Below are 21,222 nucleotides of genomic sequence, written 5' to 3' on the forward strand. Positions count from 1 at the left end.
TGAGCCCCATGGCGTCGACTAAAACCCAATTCGGCTATTGTCGCCACCCTGACCAGGACCGGGCGGGCGCTGATATCGCCGAACACGCGGTTGTGGTGGTTGGCGCAGGCCCGATCGGACTGTCGCTGGCGATCGATCTGGCGCAGCGCGGGCAGGCGGTCGTGCTGCTCGACGACGCCGACCGCATCGGCGAGGGCTCGCGCGCGATCTGCTTTTCAAAACGCTCGCTCGAATTCTGGGACCGGCTCGGCATTGGCCAGCGCATGGTCGACAAGGGCGTGGTGTGGAGCGTCGGCAAAATCTTTCACGGCGACTCCCAGCTCTACCAGTTCAACTTGCTGCCGGAGGAGGGCCACAAGCGGCCGGCCTTCATCAACCTGCAGCAATTCTATGCCGAGGCCTATCTGGTCGATCGCGTCGCGGAATTGCCGGCGATCGACCTGCGCTGGCGAAACAAGGTCACAGCGCTCGAGCCCCATAACGATCATGTGGTGCTGACGGTGCAGACGCCGGACGGTCCCTACCGGCTCGCCGCGCAATATGTCATCGCCTGCGATGGCGCGCGGTCCGCGCTGCGGCAGATGGTCGGCGCGGATTTTGCCGGCCAGGTTTTCGAGGACCAGTTCCTGATCGCCGATGTCAAGATGACGGCGGCGTTCCCGACCGAGCGCTGGTTCTGGTTCGACCCGCCATTCCATCCCGGACGTTCCGCGCTGTTGCACAAGCAGCCGGACGACGTCTGGCGCATCGACCTGCAGCTCAGTCGCTTTTCCGATCCGGCCGTCGAAAAGCTGCCGGAGAATGTGCGGCCGCGCATCGCGCGGATGCTCGGCCACGACAAGTTCGAGTTCGAATGGATCTCGCTCTACAAGTTCCAGTGCCGGCGGATGAACAAGTTCGTCCATGGCCGCGTGATCTTCGCCGGCGATGCCGCGCATCAGGTCTCGCCGTTCGGCGCACGCGGCGCCAATTCCGGGCTGGAGGATGCCGAAAACCTGGCGTGGAAGCTCGATCGCGTGCTGAAGGGCATCTCGCCCGAGGCGTTGCTCGAAAGCTATCACATCGAGCGCAGCGCAGCTGCCGACGAGAACATCCGCGAATCCACCCGCTCGACTGATTTCATGGCGCCGAACTCCCATCAGGAGGCGCGGTTGCGCAAGGCGGTGCTGTCGCTCGCCAAGGAAACCGAGTTCGGCAAGCGCATGGTCAATGGCGGCCGGCTTTCGACGCCCTCGATCTACGACACGCCGCTCTCCACCGCGGATGGCGATAGCTGGCGCGGCGGCCTGCGGCCAGGCGCCTCGATGGCGGATGCGCCGGTGTCAGGCCGCGGCGGCGAGCCGCTGTATCTGACCGACGCCTTCATCGGCGCTGGAACGGGATTCACGTTGCTGGAGTTCAGCAATGGTGCGGGGCCGGAGCTGCCGGAAGGTGTGGGAACGATCCGGATCGGCGGCAACGATGGCCTTGCCGATTCGGCGGGACTTGCCGGCAAGCGCTACGATGCCGAACCCGGCACCGCCTACCTGCTGCGGCCCGATGGTTACGTCGCGGCGCGCTTCCGTCATCCGACGCGTGCGGCGCTGGATGCCGCGCTCGCCCGTGCCGCGGGCCAGATCTGAGGTTTCTTATGGCGCTATCGACCGCCTCGAACTTCGCCAAACCTGACGATGCATTCCGCGCCATCGTCGAGGCGCATCGCGGCCTGAGCGACGAGCAGAGCGCCGATCTCGACGCGGCGCTGGTCCTCGTGCTCGCCAACCATATCGGCGACATCGCCGTTCTGCAGGAGGCGATCGCGCTCGCCAAGCGGCGCATGCTCGACGCAGGCCAGCAGCAACAACAGCAACAGCAGTAAACGAATTGTAGGAATGAATTGATGGCCGAGAGCACCGCAAAGGGTTTTGCATCGACGACCGACCTCTCGGAGAAGAAGATCACCTTCTCCGAGATCGGCACCGACCTCTACGCGTTCACCGCCGAGGGCGATCCGAACTCCGCTGTTATCGTCGGCGATGACGGCTGCCTGGTGTTCGACGCCCAGTCGACGCCGGCGATGGCGAACAAGGTGATCGAGCGCGTCCGCACTGTCACCGACAAACCGATCAAATATGTCGTGCTGTCGCATTACCACGCCGTGCGCGTGCTCGGCGCGTCCGCCTACAAGGCGCAGGGCATCGTGGCCTCGGCCGAAACCTACCGGTTGATCGAGGAACGCGGCCAGCAGGATTGGGACTCCGAGTACGGCCGATTTCCCCGCCTGTTCCAGGATGCCGAGAGCATTCCCGGCCTGACGTGGCCGACGCTGACCTTCGAAGGCGAGATGTCGATCTTTCTGGGCAAGCGCGAGGTGCGGCTGATGCAGCTCGGCGCCGGGCATACGTCCGGCGATATCGTGGCCTGGGTGCCGGATGCCGAGGTGATGTTTTCAGGCGATCTCATCGAATATCACTCGGCCTGCTATTGCGGTGACGCGCATCTGCGCGAATGGCCCTCGACGCTGAATGAAATCCGCGCCTTCAATCCCAAGGCGATCGCGCCGGGGCGCGGCGATGCGCTCAAGGGTCTTTCGACCGGGCGCGATGCAATCGCGATGACACGCGATTTCGTCACCTCGCTCTATGGCGCCGCCGAAAGCTCGGTCGCCAAGGGGCGCACGCTGAAAGAGACCTTTGCCGCAACGCGCGAGGTGATGGACCCCAAGTTCTCCAGCTTCGCCATCTATGAGCACTGCCTGCCGTTCAACGTCTCGCGCGCCTTCGATGAAGCATCGGGCATCGACGATCCCGTGATCTGGACTGACAAGCGCGACCGCGAGATGTGGGCCGCCCTGCAAGGAGGAGGATAGTCATGAACATCAACACCTCGCCGGATCAGATTATCAGGAGCACCGCGCAGATCACGCCGGGATACATGTCCGGCTTCGGCAACAGCTTTGAGACCGAGGCCTTGCCCGGCGCGCTGCCGATGGGGCGCAACTCGCCGCAGCGCTGCGCCTACGGCCTCTATGCCGAGCAGCTTTCAGGCTCGCCCTTCACCGCGCCGCGCGGCACCAACGAGCGCTCGTGGCTCTATCGTATTCGCCCGTCCGTGAAGCATTCCGGCCGCTTCGAAAAGGCCGATGCCGGACTGTGGCGCACCGCGCCGTGCCATGAATATGAGTTGCCGATCGCGCAGCTGCGCTGGGACCCGGCGCCGATCCCGAAGGAGGACATGACCTTCCTGCAGGGCGTGCAGACCATGACGACGGCCGGCGACGCCAACACCCAGGCCGGCATGGCCGCGCATGTCTATCTCATCACCAAATCGATGGTCGACCAGCATTTCTACAATGCCGACGGTGAGATGATGTTCGTGGCGCAGCAGGGCAATTTGCGCCTCGTCACCGAGTTCGGCCGCATCGATATCGAGCCGGGCGAGATTGCGGTGATCCCGCGCGGCGTGAAATTCCGCGTCGAGATTCCGAACGGCCCCGCGCGCGGCTATCTCTGCGAAAACTATGGCGGCGCGTTCACGCTGCCGGAGCGCGGACCGATCGGCGCCAACTGCCTCGCCAATTCGCGCGACTTCCTGACTCCAGTCGCCTTCTATGAGGACAAGGACACACCGACCGAGCTTTACGTGAAATGGGGCGGCGCGCTGTTCAAGACCACGCTGCCGCATTCGCCGATCGACGTGGTGGCCTGGCACGGCAATTACGCGCCGTACAAATACGATCTTCGCACCTTCTCCCCGGTCGGCGCGATCGGCTTCGACCATCCCGATCCCTCGATCTTCACGGTGCTGACCTCGCCGTCGGAGACCGCCGGCACCGCGAATATCGACTTCGTGATTTTCCCGGAGCGCTGGATGGTGGCGGAGAACACCTTCCGGCCGCCCTGGTATCACATGAACATCATGAGCGAGTTCATGGGCCTGATCTACGGCGTCTACGACGCCAAGCCGCAGGGTTTTGTCCCCGGCGGCATCTCGCTGCACAACTGCATGCTGCCGCACGGCCCCGACCGCGAGGCGTTCGATCACGCCAGCAACAGCGAGCTGAAGCCGGTGAAGCTGACCGGCACCATGGCCTTCATGTTCGAGACGCGCTTTCCGCAGCGGGTCACAAAACATGCGGCGACGACCTCCGCGTTGCAGGATGACTACGCCGATTGCTGGAAGGGCTTGGAGAAAAGGTTCGATCCGAACAAGCCGTAGCGCTCTGTTCGTCATTCCGGGGCATCGCGCAGCGATGAACCCGGAATCTCGAGATTCCGGGTCTGGTCCTTCGGACCATCCCGGAATGACTGCGGTGAGAGTTCGTCGCGATATTAGCAGGACAGCATTGTGCCCCATCCCAACGACCCCAAACTCCGTTCCTTCATCGACGTCGCCCCCAATTCTCATTTCCCGATCCAGAATCTCCCTTACGGCGTGTTCTCCGCCAAGGACGGCCTCGCCCCGCGCGTCGGTGTCGCAATCGGCGATTACGTGCTCGACCTCTGGGAACTTGAACAGGACGGACGGCTGGATTTTCTTGAACCAGTCGTGTTTGCCGGCGGCGGGCTGAACCACTTCATGTCGTTGGGTCCAAAGGTCTGGTCGAAAACCCGCGCGCGGATCAGCGAGCTGTTGCGGCACGATCACCCCGAGCTGCGCGACAATGAAAGCCTGCGCAAGCGCGCACTGGTGCCGATGGCCGACGTCAAACTGCATCTGCCATTCTTGGTGAACGGCTACACTGATTTCTATTCCTCGAAAGAGCACGCCACCAATGTCGGCGTGATGTTCCGCGGCAAGGATAATGCGCTGCAGCCGAACTGGCTGCACATGCCGATCGGCTATAACGGCCGCGCCTCGACGGTGGTCGTCAGCGGCACGCCGGTCCGCCGCCCGCGCGGGCAGTTGAAGCCGCCGACGGCTGACATGCCGAGCTTTGGGCCGTGCAAGCGGCTCGATTTCGAACTCGAGATGGGTGTCGTGGTCGGCCAGCCGTCTGTGATGGGCGAGATGCTCACCGAGAAGCAGGCCGAGGAGATGATCTTCGGCTTCGTGATCCTGAACGACTGGAGCGCGCGCGATATCCAGCAATGGGAATATGTGCCGCTCGGTCCGTTCCAGGCCAAGGCGTTCGCGACCTCGATCAGCCCGTGGGTCGTGACGCGCGAGGCGCTGGAGCCGTTCCGCCTCCATGGCCCCGCGCAGGAGCCAAAACCGCTGCCGTATTTGCGGCAGACGCAGCCGAACAATTACGACATGGCGCTCGAAGTCGATTTGCGCGCCGCGCCGATGAATACAGCGAAGAACATCAGCCGTACGAACTTCAAGTACATGTACTGGTCGTCGGTGCAGCAACTGGTGCACCACGCCTCCAGCGGCTGCGCGATGAATGTCGGCGATCTCCTAGGCAGCGGTACCATCTCCGGCCCGGAGAAGGACCAGCGCGGCAGCCTCCTTGAAATAAGCTGGAACGGCACCGAACCGGTCGAACTCGCCGAGGGCGTCAAGCGCTCGTTCCTGGAAGACGGCGATACGCTCGTGATGCGCGGCTGGTGCCAGGGCGACGGCTACCGCGTCGGATTTGGCGAAGTCGAGGGGACGATTCTGGCGGCGGGGTAACTTGCTCCGTCATTCCGGGGCGATGCGAAGCATCGAACCCGGAATCTCGAGATTCCGGGTCTGGTCCTTCGGACCATCCCGGAATGACGACGGCGACGCTCACCGCTCCTGCGGCGAAATATCTTTCAGCCGCGCACAATGGGCGGCGACGTCTTCCAGCGAATATTTCAAATGCACCCGCTTGTCCGACGGCACCTGCTTGGTCACGCAAACGCCCGGCCGCCGCTCGGTCGCGGGCCGGATCGGGCGCCGCTCGAACCCGCCGCCGCAGTTCGGGCAGACATTGTGCAGCTTGTTGTCGGCACAGTCCGCGCAGAACGTGCATTCGTAGGAACAGATCCGCGCGTCCATCGCTGACGGCGGCAGGTCCTTGTCGCAATATTCGCAGTTGGGGCGGAGTTGCAGCGCCATGGGTGTCTCGTGGTTTTGATTCCTCAGGGATCATCGCAAATCGGCCGAAAAACGCGAATGCCAAATTTCCCTCGAATTGCGCCATGCGCGAGCGGTGGGGCTTTCATCCTTCGAGACGCATCGCTCCGCGATGCTCCTCAGGATGAGGTCCTCTTTCTCCTCGGGATGAGGTCTTCTTTCCCCTCATGGTGAGGAGCATCGCGAAGCGACGCGTCTCGAACCATGTGGCCCGGATGCTAACCTCGCAGCGGCAGCCGCGCGCTCTCCTTCAGCCTATCAAGCACGATCGAGGAGCGGACATGCGCCACGCTCTGGTGCGGCATCAGCACGTTGTTAACGAGATCGGAGAGGTCCTTCAGATCGCGCAGCACCGCCTTCAGCACGTAATCGGCGTCGCCGGTCAGCGAATAGGCTTCCTGGATGTCGTCGACGCGGTTCACCAGCGCGCGGAACTTCTTGGAATTGTCGGGCGAATGCGTCGCCAGCGTGACGTGGATGAAGGCGATCAGGTTGAAGCCGAGCGCCTCGCCGGCGAGGTCGGCGTGATAGCCCGCGATCACTTTTTCCTCCTCCAGCCGCATTCGCCGCCGCGAGCATTGCGAGGCTGACAGCCCGACGAGGTCGGCGAGCTGCTGGTTGGTCAGGCGGCCGTCGTCCTGCAGCGCGGCGAGCATTTTGAGGTCGAAGGTGTCTACGGAGATCATGCGCGAAATATCCATTCGGTGCACGAAGCATGCATCATCATAGCCAAATGCAGGCCCGTATGCATGCACTTTGCGCCGGTTACGACCGATATTGATCCAGATCAATTTTCGGGAGTTTCGCCATGGGTCCGTTTCCGCACGATGCGCCGGCCGCCACCATCTCGTCAGACAATCCGATGGGCACCGACGGGTTCGAATTCGTCGAATATGCGCATCCGAAGCCGGAAGAGCTGCACGCGCTGTTCAAGCTGATGGGCTATGTCCCGGTCGCCCGCCACAAGAGCAAGAAGATTACCGTCTACCGCCAGGGCGACATCAACTATCTCGTCAATGAGGAGTCCGGCAGTCACGGCCACGCCTTCGTCGCCGCGCACGGGCCCTGCGCGCCGTCGATGGCGTTTCGCGTGGTCGATGCGAACAAGGCCTATGAGCGGGCGCTCTCGCTCGGCGCCGAGCCGGCCGATATCCCGTCGGCGCAGAAGACGCTCGACGTTCCCGCAATCAAGGGCATCGGCAGCAGCTTGCTCTATTTCGTCGACCGCTACGGCGCCAAAGGCTCGGCCTATGACCTCGAATTCGAATGGCTAGGCGCGCGGGACCCGCGGCCTGCCGGCGCCGGCCTCTATTACATCGACCATCTCACCCACAACGTCCATCGCGGCCGCATGGATGTCTGGACCGGCTTCTACGAAAGACTCTTCAACTTCCGCCAGATCCGTTTCTTCGACATCGAGGGCCGCGCGTCCGGCCTATTCTCGCGCGCGCTGACCAGTCCGGACGGCAAGATCCGGATTCCGATCAACGAGGACGCCGGCGATTCCGGTCAGATCGAGGAATATCTCAACACCTATCGCGGCGAGGGCATCCAGCACATCGCCTGCGGCGCCCGCGACATCTACCGCACCGTCGAGACGCTCCGCGCCTCCGGCCTGCCGTTCATGCCGTCGCCGCCGGATACCTATTTCGAGAAGATCGACACGCGTTTGCCGCAACATGGCGAGGACGTCGAGTGGCTGCAGACGAATGGCATTCTCATCGACGGCGAGGGCGTCGTCGACGGCGGCCAGACAAAAGTGCTGCTGCAGATCTTCTCGGCGAACGCGATCGGGCCGATCTTCTTCGAATTCATCCAGCGCAAGGGTGACGATGGATTCGGCGAGGGTAATTTCAAGGCGCTGTTCGAATCGATCGAGGAGGATCAGATCCGGCGCGGGGTGTTGAAGGTTGGGCACGATCACGCGGCGTAATTGTTGTCGCCCCGGCGAAGGCCGGGGCCACCAGTTATTTCGGTCACAACGATTCGTGGTTATGGGTCCCGGCCTTCGCCGGGACGACGGCGTCATCGCTTCCACGCACTTACCAACTCCGCCAGCTCCACCTTCTCCGGCTCGCGGATCGCCGACGGCGTTCGCGAAAACCGCGGCGCCGGCGCCGGCTGGGTCACGCCGTGGCGTTCGACGAACACTTTTCGCGCCGCCATGTGCGGATGCTTGGGTGCTTCCGCCATGGTCAGGATCGGTGCAAAGCAGATGTCGGTGCCTTCCATGATCTTGCACCAGTCCTCGCGCGTCTTGCTCTTAAAGACTCTTGTCAGCTTCTCCTTCAGGCCCGGCCACGCCTTGCGGTCCATCTGCGCATCGAAATCGGCGTCGGTCAGGCCGGCATGCTGGCGCAGCAGCGCGTAGAACTGCGGCTCGATCGAGCCGATCGAGATGAAGTTGCCGCAGGAGCATTCATAGACGCCGTAGAAATGCGCGCCGCCGTCGAGAAAATTCTGGTCGCGGCCCTCGGTCCAGCGCCCCATTGCGGTCATGTCGAAGAACATCGACATCAGCGAGGCCGCGCCGTCGCACATCGCTGCATCCACCACCTGGCCCTTGCCGGATTTCGAGGCTTCCAAGAGCGCAGCCAGCACGCCGACCACGAGATAGAGCGCGCCGCCGCCGAAATCGCCGACCAAATTGAGCGGCGGCACCGGCTTTTCCTTTGTGCCGATCGCCGCCAGCGCGCCGGTAATGGAAATGTAGTTGATGTCGTGGCCGGCGGCGTTCGCGAGCGGGCCTTCCTGGCCCCAGCCGGTCATGCGGCCATAGACCAGCTTTGGATTGCGCGCGAGCACGACGTCCGGGCCAAGGCCGAGCCGCTCCATCACGCCGGGACGAAAGCCCTCGATCAGCGCATCGGCACCGGCGAGCAGATCGAGCACCCCCGCGATCGCCGCCTTGTCCTTCAGATCGAGCTCGACGACCTTGCGGCCGCGTCCCGCCGCCGACTTCATATTCTTCTTGGCGCCGACGCGGTCGAGCGTCACGACCTCCGCACCCATGTCGGCCAGCATCATGCAGGCGAACGGGCCCGGACCGATGCCCGCGAACTCGACGATGCGGAAGCCGGCAAGCGGGCCGGAGGTGCCGATAGCGGATTGGCTGGCTGGTTTGTCGAGCACGTGTTTTTCTCCCGGGAAAGCCTCACAAGGAGCGCCTTAATTAGTTGATTAGCTAAATTGTCCCGCCGAAGCCAGCGCATGGCAAGCGAATCTTGGCCCAAAAGCAGTGCGGCGCGCATCGCTGCGCGCCGCATGCATGGCTTAAAGCGGGATAGATCAGCCGGCCGCTTGCACCGCCCGCTGCGCCATCACCTTGATCAGGTTGGCGCGGTAGTCGGACGAGCCGTGGATGTCGCTCAGCAGGCCGTCGGCCGAAACCGTGACGCCGTCGATCGCGCCCGCCGACCAGTTCGCCTTCAATGCCGCCTCGATCGCGGAAACCCGCATGACGCCGCTCTGCGAAGCGCCGGTGGCGGCAACGCGGACGTCGCCGCCATGCGTCCGCGCCACGAACACGCCGGTCAGCGCGAAGCGCGAGGCCGGATGCGGGAATTTGGCGTAGCCCGCCTTGTCGATCACGGGGAAATCGACCGCGGTGATGATCTCGCCGTCCTCCAGCGCCGTCGTGAACAGGCCCTGGAAGAAATCATCCGCCGCAATCGTGCGCTTGTTGGTCTTGATGGTCGCGTTCAGCGCCAGCACGGCGGCGGGATAATCCGCGGCCGGATCGTTGTTGGCGAGCGAGCCGCCGATGGTGCCGCGATGGCGCACGGCCGGATCGCCGATCTGCGAGGCGAGGGCGCACAGCGCCGGGATCGCCTTTCGCACGGTGGCATCCTGCGACACCTCGTAATGCGTGGTCGCCGCCTTGATCTGGATGCCGGAGGTGGTTCCCGAGCAGCCGACGAGATCCTTGATCTTGGCGAGATCAATCACGTCGGATGGCGAAGCCAGCCGCTGCTTCATCACAGGAAGCAGCGTCTGGCCGCCGGCAAGATATTTCGCCTCACTGCCTTTGGCGAAGAGCGCGGCTGCCTCATCGACCGAGGAGGCGCGATGATAAGTGGTCTCGTACATGATGCGTCCTCCCTGATTAACCGTGGATCGCGTGCCAGACGCGATCGGGCGTTGCTGGCATTTCCAGCTTGTTGTGGCCGATCGCGTCGGTGATGGCGTTGATGACCGCGGCCGAGGCGCCGATCGCGCCGGCTTCGCCGCAGCCCTTGACGCCGAGCGGGTTACTCGGACACAGCGTCGTGGTGTGCTGCACCTTGAACGACGGCAGGTCGTCGGCGCGCGGCATGGTGTAGTCCATGAACGAGGCCGTCACCGGCTGGCCGTTCTCGTTGTAGAGGGCGTGCTCGAGCAGCGCCTGCCCGATACCCTGGGCGAGGCCGCCATGGACCTGGCCCTCCACCACCATCGGATTGATCAGGCGGCCAAAATCGTCGGCGGCGACGAAGTTGACGAACGAGGTCTTGCCGGTTGCGGCATCGACCTCGACCTCGCAGATATACGCGCCGGCCGGGAAGGTGAAGTTGGTCGGGTCGTAGAAAGCGGTTTCCTTCAGGCCCGGCTCCATCCCGTCGGGCAGGTTGTGCGCGGTGTAGGCCGCGAGCGCGACCATCGGCAGCGCGATCGACTTGTCGGTGCCGGTCACCTTGAACTCGCCGTTCTCGATGACGATGTCGTTCTCGCTCGCTTCCAGCGCGTGGGCGGCGATCTTCTTGGCCTTGGATTCGATCTTCTCCATGGCCTTGACGATGGCGGTGCCGCCGACCGCGATCGAGCGCGAGCCGTAGGTACCCATGCCGAACTGCACCTTGTCGGTGTCGCCGTGCACGATCGAGACCTGGCTGATCGGAACGCCCAGCCGCTCGGCGATCAGCTGGCAGAACGTGGTCTCGTGGCTCTGGCCGTGGCTGTGCGCACCGGTGAGCACCTCGATGGTGCCGACCGGATTGACGCGGATCTCGGCCGATTCCCACAGGCCGACGCCGGCGCCGAGCGAGCCGACCGCCTTCGACGGCGCGATGCCGCAGGCCTCGATGTAGCAGGATACGCCGATGCCGCGCAGCTTGCCTTCGGCTTTCGACTTGGCCTTGCGGGCCGCGAAGCCGGCGTAATCGATTGCCTTCATCGCCGCATCGATCGAGGCGTTAAAGTCACCAGCGTCATAGGCCATGATCACGGGCGTCTGGTAGGGGAATGTGGTGATAAAATTCTTCTTGCGCAGCTCGGCTGGATCGACCTTGAGCTGCCGCGCCGCGGTCTCCATCATGCGCTCGAGCAGGTAGCTCGCCTCGGGCCGGCCGGCGCCGCGATAGGCATCCACCGGCGTGGTGTTGGTGTAGACAGCCAGCACCTCGGCATAGATCGCGGGGATGACGTACTGGCCCGACAGCAGCGTCGCGTAGAGATAGGTCGGCACCGCCGAGGAGAACAGCGACATATAGGCGCCGAAATTGGCGTGGGTCTTCACCCGCAAGCCGAGGATCTTGTTGTCCTTGTCGAATGCCATCTCGGCATGGGTGACGTGGTCGCGGCCATGCGCGTCGGTGAGGAAGGCTTCGGTGCGGTCGCCGGTCCACTTCACGGGGCGACCGACCTTCTTGGACGCCCACAGCGCCACCATCTCTTCCGGATAAATGTAGATTTTCGAGCCGAAACCGCCGCCGACGTCGGGCGCGATCACCCGCAGCTTGTGCTCGGGCGCGACGTTGTAGAACGCCGACAGCACGAGGCGGGCGACGTGCGGGTTCTGCGAGGTCGTGTAGAGCGTGAAATGCTCTTCCGCCGCGTCGTAATCGGCAATCGCCGCGCGCGGCTCCATCGCGTTCGGCACCAGGCGGTTGTTGGTGAGGTCGAGGCTCACCACGTTGGCGGCCTTGGCAAAGGCGGCCTTGACCGCGGCCTCGTCGCCGAGGTGCCAGTCATAGATCACATTGCCCGGCGCTTCCGGGTGCAGTTGCGGCGCGCCCGGCTTGATCGCGGCTGTGACATCGGCCACCGCCGGCAATTCTTCGTAATTGATAACCACGGCTTCGGCGGCATCGCGCGCCTGGTTCTTGGTCTCGGCGATCACCACCGCCACCGCTTGGCCGACGAACCGCACCGTCTCCGGCGCCATCGCCGGCCAGGCGCCCATCTTCATCGGCGAGCCGTCCTTGGAGGTAATGGCCCAGCCGCAGATCAGGTTGCCCATCTTGTCGTCGACGATCTGCTGGCCGGTCAGCACCGCGATCACGCCCGGCATCTGCGCCGCCGCGGCGCTATCGATGCCCTTGATCTTCGCATGTGCATGCGGGCTGCGGATGAAGTGGGCGTGGGTCATGCCCAGCAGCTTGATGTCGTCGACGTAACGGCCCTTGCCGGTGATGAAACGGCGGTCTTCCTTGCGCACCACGCTTGCGCCAATGCCTTCAACGCCCATGTCCTGTCCTCCCAACCGGAGTTATTGGTTTGCCGCCATTCGTTTCGAAAACGCGGCCTTGAATTCGGAAAACGTGCTGGCCGGCGGCTATTCAGCCGCCTGCGCCACCTTCATGCGGCCGGCCGCGTCGAGCACAGCCTTGACGATGTTGTGGTAGCCGGTGCAGCGGCAGATATTGCCTTCCAGCTCGTGCCGGACGGTCGCCTCGTCGAGCTGGCCGCTGTGGCGGTGCACAATATCGATCGCCGACATGATCATGCCCGGGGTGCAGAAGCCGCACTGCAGGCCGTGATTGTCGCGGAACGCGGCCTGCATGGGGTGCAGCTCGTCGCCCTTGGCGATGCCCTCGATGGTGGTGACACTGGAGCCGGCGGCCTGGGCCGCCAGCACGGTGCATGACTTTACCGCCTGGCCGTCGATATGAACCACGCAGGCGCCGCATTGGCTGGTGTCACAGCCGACATGGGTGCCGGTCAGGTTCAGATGGTCGCGCAGGAGATTGACGAGCAGGGTTCGGTCTTCGACCTCGGCCGAGACGGCCTTGCCGTTTACGGTCAGCTTGACTGTAGACACACGTAGTTCCTCCCGATGTTTTGTAATTATTCCAATTAGAAACAGCGGCGCGGGAACTTGCAACTAGGATTTTTTTAAAGGCCCGTCATCGTGATGACATTCGTGCATGTGCAGCGACCCACGATGCGAATCTTTCTTACCCTCCCCTGGAGGGGAGGGTCGGCTCATATTGAGCGAAGCGAAATGTGAGACGGGGTGGGGTGATCTCTCCACTCGGGCACTGTTGGATGCGGAGAGACCGTCACCCCGCCTCGGTTCGCATTTCATGCGAACCGATCCACGAGCGAGCTTCGCTCGTCTCGGACCCCTTCCAGGGGAGGATAAGAAGCCGGCCCCTTCCACACCCCTTGCCACCTTTGCCCGGATTTACGCCCCCTTATCCATTCTGCCTTAAGTTTGCGCACCGGATTGGGGGCTGGGCCTCCCGATGCCTGTTTTTCAGGATGAAAACGGGGGGTGACATGCGATTTCTGAAGCGTAGCGGCGGCGCGTCTTTCAGGCTCCCAGCGCTGCGGTTCCGCGCCAAGATCATGCTCGGCTTTGCCGTCGTGCTGGCGATTTCGGCCGCCAGCATGGGCTTTGCCTATCTCGGGTTCGAGCGTACCTCCGGCGTCGTGGAGTCCTACCGGCGCGGCGTACAGGAAGCCGACCTGTCGCGCGACATCGACCGCGAGCTGCTGTCCTATCGATTGTTGGCGCGCTATTTCGTCGTGACCGGCAAGGAAGAGGATGGCAAGGCCGCGCTGGAGGCGGAAGCCCGCCTCAAGGATGCGATCCTGGCCTCGATGAAGGGGACCACCGATCCGGCGCGGCTGGAGCAGCTCGCCAAGCTGGAGCGGGAATTCCGCACCTTTACCAAGATTTTCGCCGACATGCTCAAGGTCAAGGACGAGAGCGCACGCATCGCGCAGAACCAGCTTGGGCGCACCGGCAACTCGCTGCGCTACAAGCTCGACGATCTCCCGAGCAATGCCGAGGACGACGAGATGCCGGTGATCACGCTTGGCGCCAAGAAGGTGACGGAGCAGTTCCAGGCGGTCATCGCGCTTGCCAATACGTTCGTGGTCAATTCCGACCAAACGGTCGCCAACAGCGCGCTGGCGCGCCTGAAATTCGTCGAAAATGCCCTGAAGGCGATCTCGACAACCAACGCAAAAATCCTTGATGGCATCAAGGAAGTTGCCGGCCTGCTGGAGGAATACCGCACGTCGCTTGCCAAGCTGATCGGCAATGCCAAGGAGATCGACGGGCTGATCCAGGAAATGACGGAGACCGCGGCCGAGATCAACAAGGCCTCGGCCGTGATGAAATCTGCCCTGCTCGCCGATCAGAAGCGGCTTGAGGCGGAATCGGATGCGACCATCGGCGAGACCGAGCGGCTGATCGCGATCCTCGCCGCGGGCGGCTTCCTGCTCGGCTGCATCTGGGCGTTCCTGCTCGGCACCGGCATTTCCAGGCCGATGACGGCGATGTGCAACGCGATGCGCAAGCTCGCCGCCGGCGATTTCGAGGTCGTGCTGCCCGGCCTTGGCCGAAGGGACGAGCTGGGCGAGATGGCGGGCGCCGTCGAGGAATTCAAGGTGCAGGCGATCGCCCGTGCCGAGCGCGACGCGGCCGCCCAGGAAGCGCAGAACAAGGCGGCGAGCGCCGCGCGCCGCGCCGAGCTCATTCGCTTCGCCGACGAGTTCGAAGCCGCAGTCGGCGCCATCGTCGCCAACGTTTCATCTTCCGCCGTGCAGCTCGAAGCCGCGGCCGATACGCTGACGCGGACGGCGGAAACCACGCAAAATCTTTCGAGCCAGGTCGCCGGCGCCTCGGAAGAAGCCTCCAGCAACATGCAGTCGGTGGCCTCGGCGACCGAGGAATTGTCGAGTTCGGTCGACGAGATCGGGCGGCGCGTCAAGGAATCCAGCGAGATCGCGGACGCGGCCGTCCGGCAGGCCGAGCAGACCGACGGGCGGATCGGCAAGCTGTCGCGCGCCGCGCAGGAGATCGGCGACGTGGTCAAGCTGATCACCGCGATCGCCGAGCAGACCAACCTCTTGGCGCTGAACGCCACCATCGAAGCGGCGCGCGCCGGCGATGCCGGTCGCGGCTTTGCCGTGGTCGCGTCCGAAGTCAAATCGCTGGCCAGCCAGACCGCGAAGGCGACCGACGAGATTTCCAATCACATCGCGGGCATGCAGGGCGCGACGCAGGAATCGGTCGCCGCGATCAAGGAGATCGGCGGCACGATCGGAAAGATCTCCGACATCGCTGCGACGATTGCCAGCTCCGTCGAGCAGCAGAGCCTGGCGACGCAGGAGATCGCGCGCAGCGTCCAAAACGTGGCGCAAGGCACGCAGGAGGCCGCCAGCAATGTCATGCAGGTCAACCGCGGCGCGACCGAAACCGGCTCGGCGTCCGAGGAAGTGCTGAACTCGGCGCGCACATTGTCGAGCGAAAGCGCCCGCCTGCGCGAGGAGCTCGACCGCTTCATGGCGAATATCAGGGCGGCGTAGCCGTCGCCCCTGCGAACGCAGGGGCCCATAACCACCGCTGAGCGTTGTTGACGTGCAACTGGCCGCGTGCCTCTTGCGAGGGTCGCGGCGTATGGGTCCCTGCGTTCGCAGGGACGACGAAGTCACTCCCGCCCGAACTGATGCTTCAATTCCAGCTTCGCCCGCTCCAGCCGCGCGCGCTGCGTTTTCGGCAAGGTCTTGCCGGCGCGGTTGATGTAGAAGGTCAGCATCGACAATGCGGATCGGTACGCGCCCGACTTGCGGCGCGAACTGTGCTCGGCGGAGCGCTTCAGCGATGCGGCGATCTTTTTCGCGCTGGTCTGCTTGAAGACGCCGCGCTTGAGATCGAGCGCGTCGCTCCCCTCGGTCACGCGCTGCGACCATCGCTTCGGCGATGATTTCTTCGCCTTGGTGGTGCGGCTGCTCTTTCGGGCCGCGGTCTTCCGCGGCTGTGTCTTTTTTCGACGTTCGGCCATGATCGGCTCCATTGCTATTGTGCCGAGAACAGCCGCGTCGTCGCTCGGTTCCTCGCGAGATGCAGTTCGTAGCGTAGGCAGAGGAGCGCCGGCGACGTGCCCACAATGCATCACTGAATGCACTGTCATCGTCCGCGAAAGCGGACGATCCAGTATTCCAGAGACGCCAATGATCGAACCGATAAGCCGCGGCGTACTGGATCCCCGCCTTCGCGGGGATGACAGTCGAGGGATTCGGCGCAACCGCAGCCTCACTTCAAGCGCAGAGGCTGCATGCGTGCATCATTAGCCATGCAATTTAACAGTCCCGCTACCCCCGGAACATCGCCCCCAGAATGGCGTTATCTCCGTCGCGGGCATCATGTTTGCCGCAATTGAGCGTGAAAACCCTGGGGCTGGGGCGTTCCGGGGTGTTTTTCGTTGGTCCAATCCGATGGGAGCGAGAGCAATACGGCATGGTGCGGCGGTGAATGAGACTGCCCCCTTTTCCGTGACTGCGCAGCAGGGTCGCGACGGCGTCGTCGAGACCTCGATCGACCGCGTCGTCGAGACCTCGATACCGGCGCGGCTCGATTGCCTGCGTTGGGGCGGGTTTCATACCCGCGTCGTAGCCGCGCTCGGCATCACCTGGATCCTGGATGGGCTGGAAGTCACGCTGGCCGGCGCCTTGTCCGGCGCGCTGAAGGAAAGCCCGACGCTGCAATTTTCCAATTTCGATGTCGGCCTCGCCAACAGCGCCTATCTTGCCGGCGCCGTGCTCGGCGCGCTCGGTTTCGGCTGGCTGACGGACCGGATCGGGCGCAAGAAACTGTTCTTCATTACGCTGGCGCTCTATCTCACCGCGACCGCCGCCACCGCGCTGTCGTGGAGTGTCGCAAGCTACGCACTGTTCCGCTTCCTCACCGGGGCGGGCATCGGCGGCGAATACACCGCGATCAATTCGACGATTCAGGAACTGGTGCCGGCGCGCTATCGCGGCTGGACCGATCTTGTCATCAACGGCAGCTTCTGGATTGGCGCGGCGATCGGTGCGGTCGCCGCCATCGTGCTGCTCGATCCCAAGGTGCTTGCGCCTGACCTGGGCTGGCGGCTGGCCTATTTCATCGGTGCGGCGCTCGGGCTGATCGTGTTCGTGATGCGGATGTGGATTCCGGAAAGCCCGCGCTGGCTGATGATCCATGGCCGGCCGGAGGAAGCGCATGCCATCGTCGACGATATCGAGCGTGCCTCGATACGCCATCCCGATCATGCGGCCGACGAGGTATTCCCGAAGATCCGGTTGCGGATGCGCAGCCACACGCCGCTGGGCGAGGTGGCGCACACGCTGTTCACGACCTACCGGCAGCGTTCGCTGGTCGGCCTAGTGCTAATGGCCTCGCAGGCGTTCTTCTACAACGCGATCTTCTTCACCTTTGCGCTGGTGCTGACCGATTTCTTCGGCATCCCGGCGAACGATGTCGGCTGGTACATCCTTCCCTTTGCGGCGGGCAACTTCCTTGGGCCGCTGCTGCTCGGCCGCCTGTTCGACACGCTCGGCCGCCGCGCGATGATCGCGACCACCTATGGCATGTCGGGCGTGCTGTTGGCGCTATCGGGCTACCTGTTCTCGATCGGCGTCCTGAGCGCGCAGACCCAGACGATTGCCTGGATGGTGATCTTCTTCTTTGCCTCGCCGGCGGCGAGTGCGGCCTATCTTACCGTCAGCGAGAACTTTCCGCTGGAGGTGCGCGCGCTTGCGATTGCGCTGTTCTACGCGATCGGCACCGGCATTGGCGGCGTGGCGGGACCTGCGCTGTTCGGCGCGCTGGTCGATACCGGATCGCGCAACAGCGTTTTCGCCGGCTACCTGTTGGGGTCGGCATTGATGATCGTGGCCGCCGCGGTGGCGTGGCGGTATGCCGTTGCGGCCGAGCGCAAATCGCTCGAATCTGTCGCACGGCCACTCGCATGTGTGGAGTAGGATAAGATGGACGACATGAAGCAGGATCTGCTGGAAATGCCTTTGGAAGATGATATCGCCCGCGAAGACGAGGCTACGCCCGAAACCGTGCCGGTGCCGGCTTCGCTGGTGCCGCATTTGAGCGAGTCGGCGATTCTGCTCGATATCGACGGCACGCTGCTCGACTTGATGCCGACGCCACGTGAGGTCTGGGTGCCGCCGGGCCTGTCGAAGACGCTGAACCGTCTGCTGCGGCGGACCAACGGCGCGCTGGCGCTGGTTAGCGGGCGCTCGATCAACGACATCGACCTGATCTTTGCGCCCGACGTGTTTCCGGCGGTCGGCGGCCATGGCGCCGAGATGCGGCTCGAGATGGACAGCGAATCCGTGGACGCCCATGCGCCGCCACTGGACAAGGAATTGAAGCGGCGCCTGGCGGCGATCGCGAAACTGAGCCCGGGAATATTGCTGGAGGACAAGGGCTATTCGCTGGCGCTGCACTACCGCCTCGCGCCGCATGCCGAAAAAGCGATCTATGCTGCGGTATCGCTGATCCGCGCCGATCTTCCCAATGCGCCGATCGAGGTGCTGCCCGGCAAATGCGTCTGCGAGATCAAGCATTCCGGCTTCACCAAGGCGAGCGGCGTGCGCGAATTGATGACACGCGAGCCGTTCAGGGGACGCCGCCCGTTCTTCATCGGCGACGACGTCACTGATGAAACCGTGTTTGCGATCATGCCCGATTTCGACGGCCTCTCGTTCTCGGTCGGCCGCCGCGCCAAGGGCGTCGCCGGGCATTTCGATTCACCGAGTGATGTCAGGGAATTCCTGACACACCTGCTTGACGACGAAAGGGACGCAGCACTGCCATAATATTTTTCATCTCGACGGGTTTCGAACATAGATTCTCGCCGATGATGCCGAGGTTCGCGGCAAAATTTATTTTTCGTGAGTTCCGGTGAGTTCCCCTACGCCGCAGCCCGAATTTGGTTTCAATTCGTTGAAAGGGTGATCCGGAACCATATTGATGAATGGCTGTTAATGCGGGCGTACCAACGGGAGGGGACCTTTGAACCTCGTCGTCGTTTCTAACCGCGTTTCGCGCGGAAAACCCAACGAACCCATGACGGGGGGACTCGCGGCGGCGTTGTTGCCGATCGTCGAGAAATCGGGCGCCATCTGGGTTGGTTCCAGCGGCAGGGTTCGCGACGGGAACCTGAAGGAACCTTTCGCCGAAGTCGAAGCACTGGGTGCGGGCGCACTGGCGATGCTGGATCTGCCGGCGGCGCATTACGGCGGCTACTATGAAGGGTTTGCCAATTCCGCGCTGTGGCCGGCGCTGCATTCGCGCGCCGATCTGATCCGCGCCTCGCAGGAGGATTACGTCAGCTATCGCGAAGTGAACGCCTTCATGGCGCGCGCGCTGCTGCGGTTCCGAAAAGCAGACTCCGCGTTCTGGGTTCAGGATTACCACTTCCTCGCGCTTGGCGCCGAGCTGCGCGATCTCGGCGTCACCGAGCCGGTCGGCTTCTTCCTGCACACGCCCTGGCCGTCACGCACGGTAATCTCGGGCGTGCCGCATCATCGCGAGCTGATCGAGGCGATGCTGGCCTATGATTTGATCGGCTTCCAGACCGAGGAAGACTGCGAGAATTTCCTGTCTTACGCACAGGCGGATCTCGGCCTCGTGGTGCATGACGGCGTCGTCATTTCACGCCACGGCCGGACCCGCGCCGCGGTGTTTCCGATCGGCATCGACCCGCAGCAGTTCGCGCAGCTCGCGATGAAGGCATCGACGCATCCGGATGTCTCGCGCCTGCGCCGCAGCCTGAACGGCGAAAAGCTCGCGATCGGCGTCGACCGCCTGGATTATTCCAAGGGTCTGATCAACCGCATCAAGGCGTTCGACCGGATGTGGACGATGCATCCGCAGCTCGCGCGCACCGCCTCGCTGCTGCAGATCGCCACGCCCTCGCGCGGCGGGATCGAGGCCTATGGCAATTTGCAGAGCGAGGTCGCCAAGCTCGTCACCGACGTCAACGGCATTCATGGCGAGGTCGACTGGACGCCGATCCGCTATCTCAACAAGGGCTACGGCCAGGCCGTGCTGGCCGGCCTCTACCGTACCGCGCAGGTCGGCGTGGTGACGCCGCTGCAGGACGGCATGAACCTCGTCGCCAAGGAATATGTCGCCGCGCAAAATCCGGTCGATCCCGGCGTGCTGGTGCTGTCGAAATTCGCCGGCGCCGCCAACGAGCTCGACACCGCGCTGCTGGTCAACCCGCACGATATCGACGGCATGGCGCGCACCATCGCGATCGCGCTGTCGATGCCGCTGACCGAGCGGCGGATGCGCTGGGAAGCGATGATGGCGAAGCTGCGCGGCCATACGATCCAGCAATGGTTCGCCGATTTCACCGAAGCCTTGCGCGAATGCCAGCTCGACAAGGACGCGCTCGCGCCCGTCATCGTCGAGCCCGCCCGCTGGCCGCTGCGCTCCGCCGGCAACAGCAACACGGCGCGGTATCATTAGCGTCGATGCTTCTCGTTCCTCATCCTGATAGGCTGTGAACGTATCCAGTTCCGTCATTGCGAGCGCAGCGAAGCAATCCATCTATCCCCGAGCCGAGACGTGGATTGCTTCGCTGCGCTCGCAATGACGTGGATATATCTCTCCCGTCATCCTGAGGAGCCGCGAAGCGGCGTCTCGAAGGATGAAGGCCACCGGCCGGGCCTCATGGTTCGAGACGCGCTTCGCGCTCCTCACCATGAGGGACGCGCACCCCCCTCAATAACAATACGACACCCCATCCAGCACCGGGCAGCGCGCCTTGGCCGGCGCGCTCGGATTCTCCATCGGCACATAACCGCCCTTGCCGTTGCCGGCGAACACGCCGGGGCCGATCACGACGGAAGACTTGTTGCCGATGATGACGCTCGGATGCGGCGAGGCCAGCCGGGACTGCGTGCCGTCAGCCCAGACGATGGCGTCGTTGGAGAAGACGCCGCGGCGGCCGTCGTCGCAGGTCACGTCCACCCCCTGGCGGGTGCAGGACTGCGCCAGCACCGGGGCGGCCGTGCCGATGGCGAGCGCCGATAGCAGGACGGAGATTTGAAGCGTGCGCGTGATCATCAAGCCGTCCTCCACCGTTAGGGCCGCCACTTATCATCGTCGATCGTGGCCGGATTTCGGTTCAAGGCCCGGCAAAGCGCAAAATATTGCGTTCGGGCGGTCAAAATTACCAAACGAATTCAACGAAT

18 protein-coding genes are annotated in these 21,222 nt (G+C 63.7%); 10 read left to right on the forward strand and 8 right to left on the reverse strand.

The genetic code is table 11. The features are described 5' to 3' along the window. Window positions 1-8: 8 nt before the first annotated feature. The 5 genes from QA643_RS02445 to fahA all read left to right on the forward strand — a co-directional run bounded on the left by QA643_RS02445 (window position 9) and on the right by fahA (window position 5,598). A complete protein-coding gene (locus tag QA643_RS02445) occupies window positions 9-1,622 on the forward strand; it encodes an FAD-dependent oxidoreductase (RefSeq protein ID WP_283031628.1) in 1,614 nt (537 codons plus the stop codon). 8 nt (window positions 1,623-1,630) lie between these two features. Further along, complete coding sequence (locus tag QA643_RS02450) at window positions 1,631-1,858, forward strand: DUF2783 domain-containing protein (protein ID WP_283031629.1); 228 nt, start codon at window positions 1,631-1,633, stop codon at window positions 1,856-1,858. A 21-nt stretch (window positions 1,859-1,879) separates the two neighbouring features. Beyond that, entirely contained in the window at window positions 1,880-2,848 is a 969-nt protein-coding gene (locus QA643_RS02455) for an MBL fold metallo-hydrolase (RefSeq protein WP_283031630.1), read from the forward strand. A 2-nt stretch (window positions 2,849-2,850) separates the two neighbouring features. Continuing rightward, window positions 2,851-4,197 (forward strand): homogentisate 1,2-dioxygenase, encoded by a 1,347-nt coding sequence (gene hmgA, locus QA643_RS02460; RefSeq protein WP_283031631.1) that lies wholly within the window; start codon window positions 2,851-2,853, stop codon window positions 4,195-4,197. A gap of 129 nt (window positions 4,198-4,326) precedes the next feature. Continuing rightward, window positions 4,327-5,598 (forward strand): fumarylacetoacetase, encoded by a 1,272-nt coding sequence (gene fahA / locus QA643_RS02465; RefSeq protein ID WP_283031632.1) that lies wholly within the window; start codon window positions 4,327-4,329, stop codon window positions 5,596-5,598. Between the two features lie 99 nt (window positions 5,599-5,697). On the opposite strand, the gene QA643_RS02470 is transcribed toward fahA, so the two are convergent. Continuing rightward, window positions 5,698-6,009 carry a DUF1272 domain-containing protein gene (locus tag QA643_RS02470; RefSeq protein ID WP_283031633.1) on the reverse strand — a complete coding sequence of 104 codons (312 nt, stop codon included), beginning with the start codon at window positions 6,007-6,009 and terminating at the stop codon, window positions 5,698-5,700. Between the two features lie 236 nt (window positions 6,010-6,245). Continuing rightward, window positions 6,246-6,713 carry an Lrp/AsnC family transcriptional regulator gene (locus QA643_RS02475; RefSeq protein ID WP_283031634.1) on the reverse strand — a complete coding sequence of 156 codons (468 nt, stop codon included), beginning with the start codon at window positions 6,711-6,713 and terminating at the stop codon, window positions 6,246-6,248. Window positions 6,714-6,835: 122 nt separating this feature from the next. Between QA643_RS02475 and hppD the strand changes: the two genes are divergently transcribed. Further along, the gene (hppD, locus tag QA643_RS02480) at window positions 6,836-7,960 is read left to right on the forward strand and encodes a 4-hydroxyphenylpyruvate dioxygenase (RefSeq protein WP_283031635.1); all 1,125 of its coding nucleotides are present in this window, start codon (window positions 6,836-6,838) and stop codon (window positions 7,958-7,960) included. Window positions 7,961-8,052: 92 nt separating this feature from the next. Here the strand turns inward: hppD and QA643_RS02485 are convergent, their stop codons facing one another. The 4 genes from QA643_RS02485 to QA643_RS02500 all read right to left on the reverse strand — a co-directional run bounded on the left by QA643_RS02485 (window position 8,053) and on the right by QA643_RS02500 (window position 13,045). Continuing rightward, window positions 8,053-9,159, reverse strand: a complete 1,107-nt coding sequence (locus tag QA643_RS02485; protein ID WP_283031636.1) for a CaiB/BaiF CoA-transferase family protein — start codon at window positions 9,157-9,159, stop codon at window positions 8,053-8,055. A gap of 156 nt (window positions 9,160-9,315) precedes the next feature. Next, window positions 9,316-10,116, reverse strand: coding sequence for a xanthine dehydrogenase family protein subunit M (locus QA643_RS02490; protein WP_283031637.1), 801 nt, complete (start codon window positions 10,114-10,116; stop codon window positions 9,316-9,318). Window positions 10,117-10,132: 16 nt separating this feature from the next. After that, window positions 10,133-12,472, reverse strand: coding sequence for a xanthine dehydrogenase family protein molybdopterin-binding subunit (locus tag QA643_RS02495; RefSeq protein WP_283031638.1), 2,340 nt, complete (start codon window positions 12,470-12,472; stop codon window positions 10,133-10,135). Between the two features lie 87 nt (window positions 12,473-12,559). Further along, entirely contained in the window at window positions 12,560-13,045 is a 486-nt protein-coding gene (locus QA643_RS02500) for a (2Fe-2S)-binding protein (RefSeq protein ID WP_283031639.1), read from the reverse strand. A gap of 461 nt (window positions 13,046-13,506) precedes the next feature. On the opposite strand from QA643_RS02500, the gene QA643_RS02505 reads away from it, so the two are divergent. Then, window positions 13,507-15,546, forward strand: a complete 2,040-nt coding sequence (locus tag QA643_RS02505) for a HAMP domain-containing methyl-accepting chemotaxis protein (RefSeq protein ID WP_283031640.1) — start codon at window positions 13,507-13,509, stop codon at window positions 15,544-15,546. A gap of 122 nt (window positions 15,547-15,668) precedes the next feature. Here the strand turns inward: QA643_RS02505 and QA643_RS02510 are convergent, their stop codons facing one another. Further along, complete coding sequence (locus QA643_RS02510) at window positions 15,669-16,022, reverse strand: DUF3175 domain-containing protein (RefSeq protein WP_283031641.1); 354 nt, start codon at window positions 16,020-16,022, stop codon at window positions 15,669-15,671. Window positions 16,023-16,512: 490 nt separating this feature from the next. Here QA643_RS02510 and QA643_RS02515 point away from each other — a divergent pair, with 490 nt between their 5' ends. The 3 genes from QA643_RS02515 to QA643_RS02525 all read left to right on the forward strand — a co-directional run bounded on the left by QA643_RS02515 (window position 16,513) and on the right by QA643_RS02525 (window position 20,494). Then, window positions 16,513-17,982 (forward strand): MFS transporter, encoded by a 1,470-nt coding sequence (locus QA643_RS02515; protein ID WP_283031642.1) that lies wholly within the window; start codon window positions 16,513-16,515, stop codon window positions 17,980-17,982. Between the two features lie 36 nt (window positions 17,983-18,018). Beyond that, window positions 18,019-18,834: a trehalose-phosphatase gene (gene otsB / locus QA643_RS02520; protein ID WP_283035089.1), complete on the forward strand. Its 816-nt coding sequence runs from the start codon at window positions 18,019-18,021 to the stop codon at window positions 18,832-18,834. Between the two features lie 196 nt (window positions 18,835-19,030). Then, window positions 19,031-20,494, forward strand: coding sequence for a trehalose-6-phosphate synthase (locus tag QA643_RS02525; RefSeq protein WP_283031643.1), 1,464 nt, complete (start codon window positions 19,031-19,033; stop codon window positions 20,492-20,494). Window positions 20,495-20,749: 255 nt separating this feature from the next. Here QA643_RS02525 and QA643_RS02530 read toward each other — a convergent pair whose 3' ends face one another. Next, a complete protein-coding gene (locus QA643_RS02530; RefSeq protein WP_283035090.1) occupies window positions 20,750-21,094 on the reverse strand; it encodes a hypothetical protein in 345 nt (114 codons plus the stop codon). Window positions 21,095-21,222 lie beyond the last annotated feature (128 nt).

It is taken from the genome of Bradyrhizobium sp. CB3481, assembly GCF_029714305.1.
GTDB lineage: Bacteria > Pseudomonadota > Alphaproteobacteria > Rhizobiales > Xanthobacteraceae > Bradyrhizobium.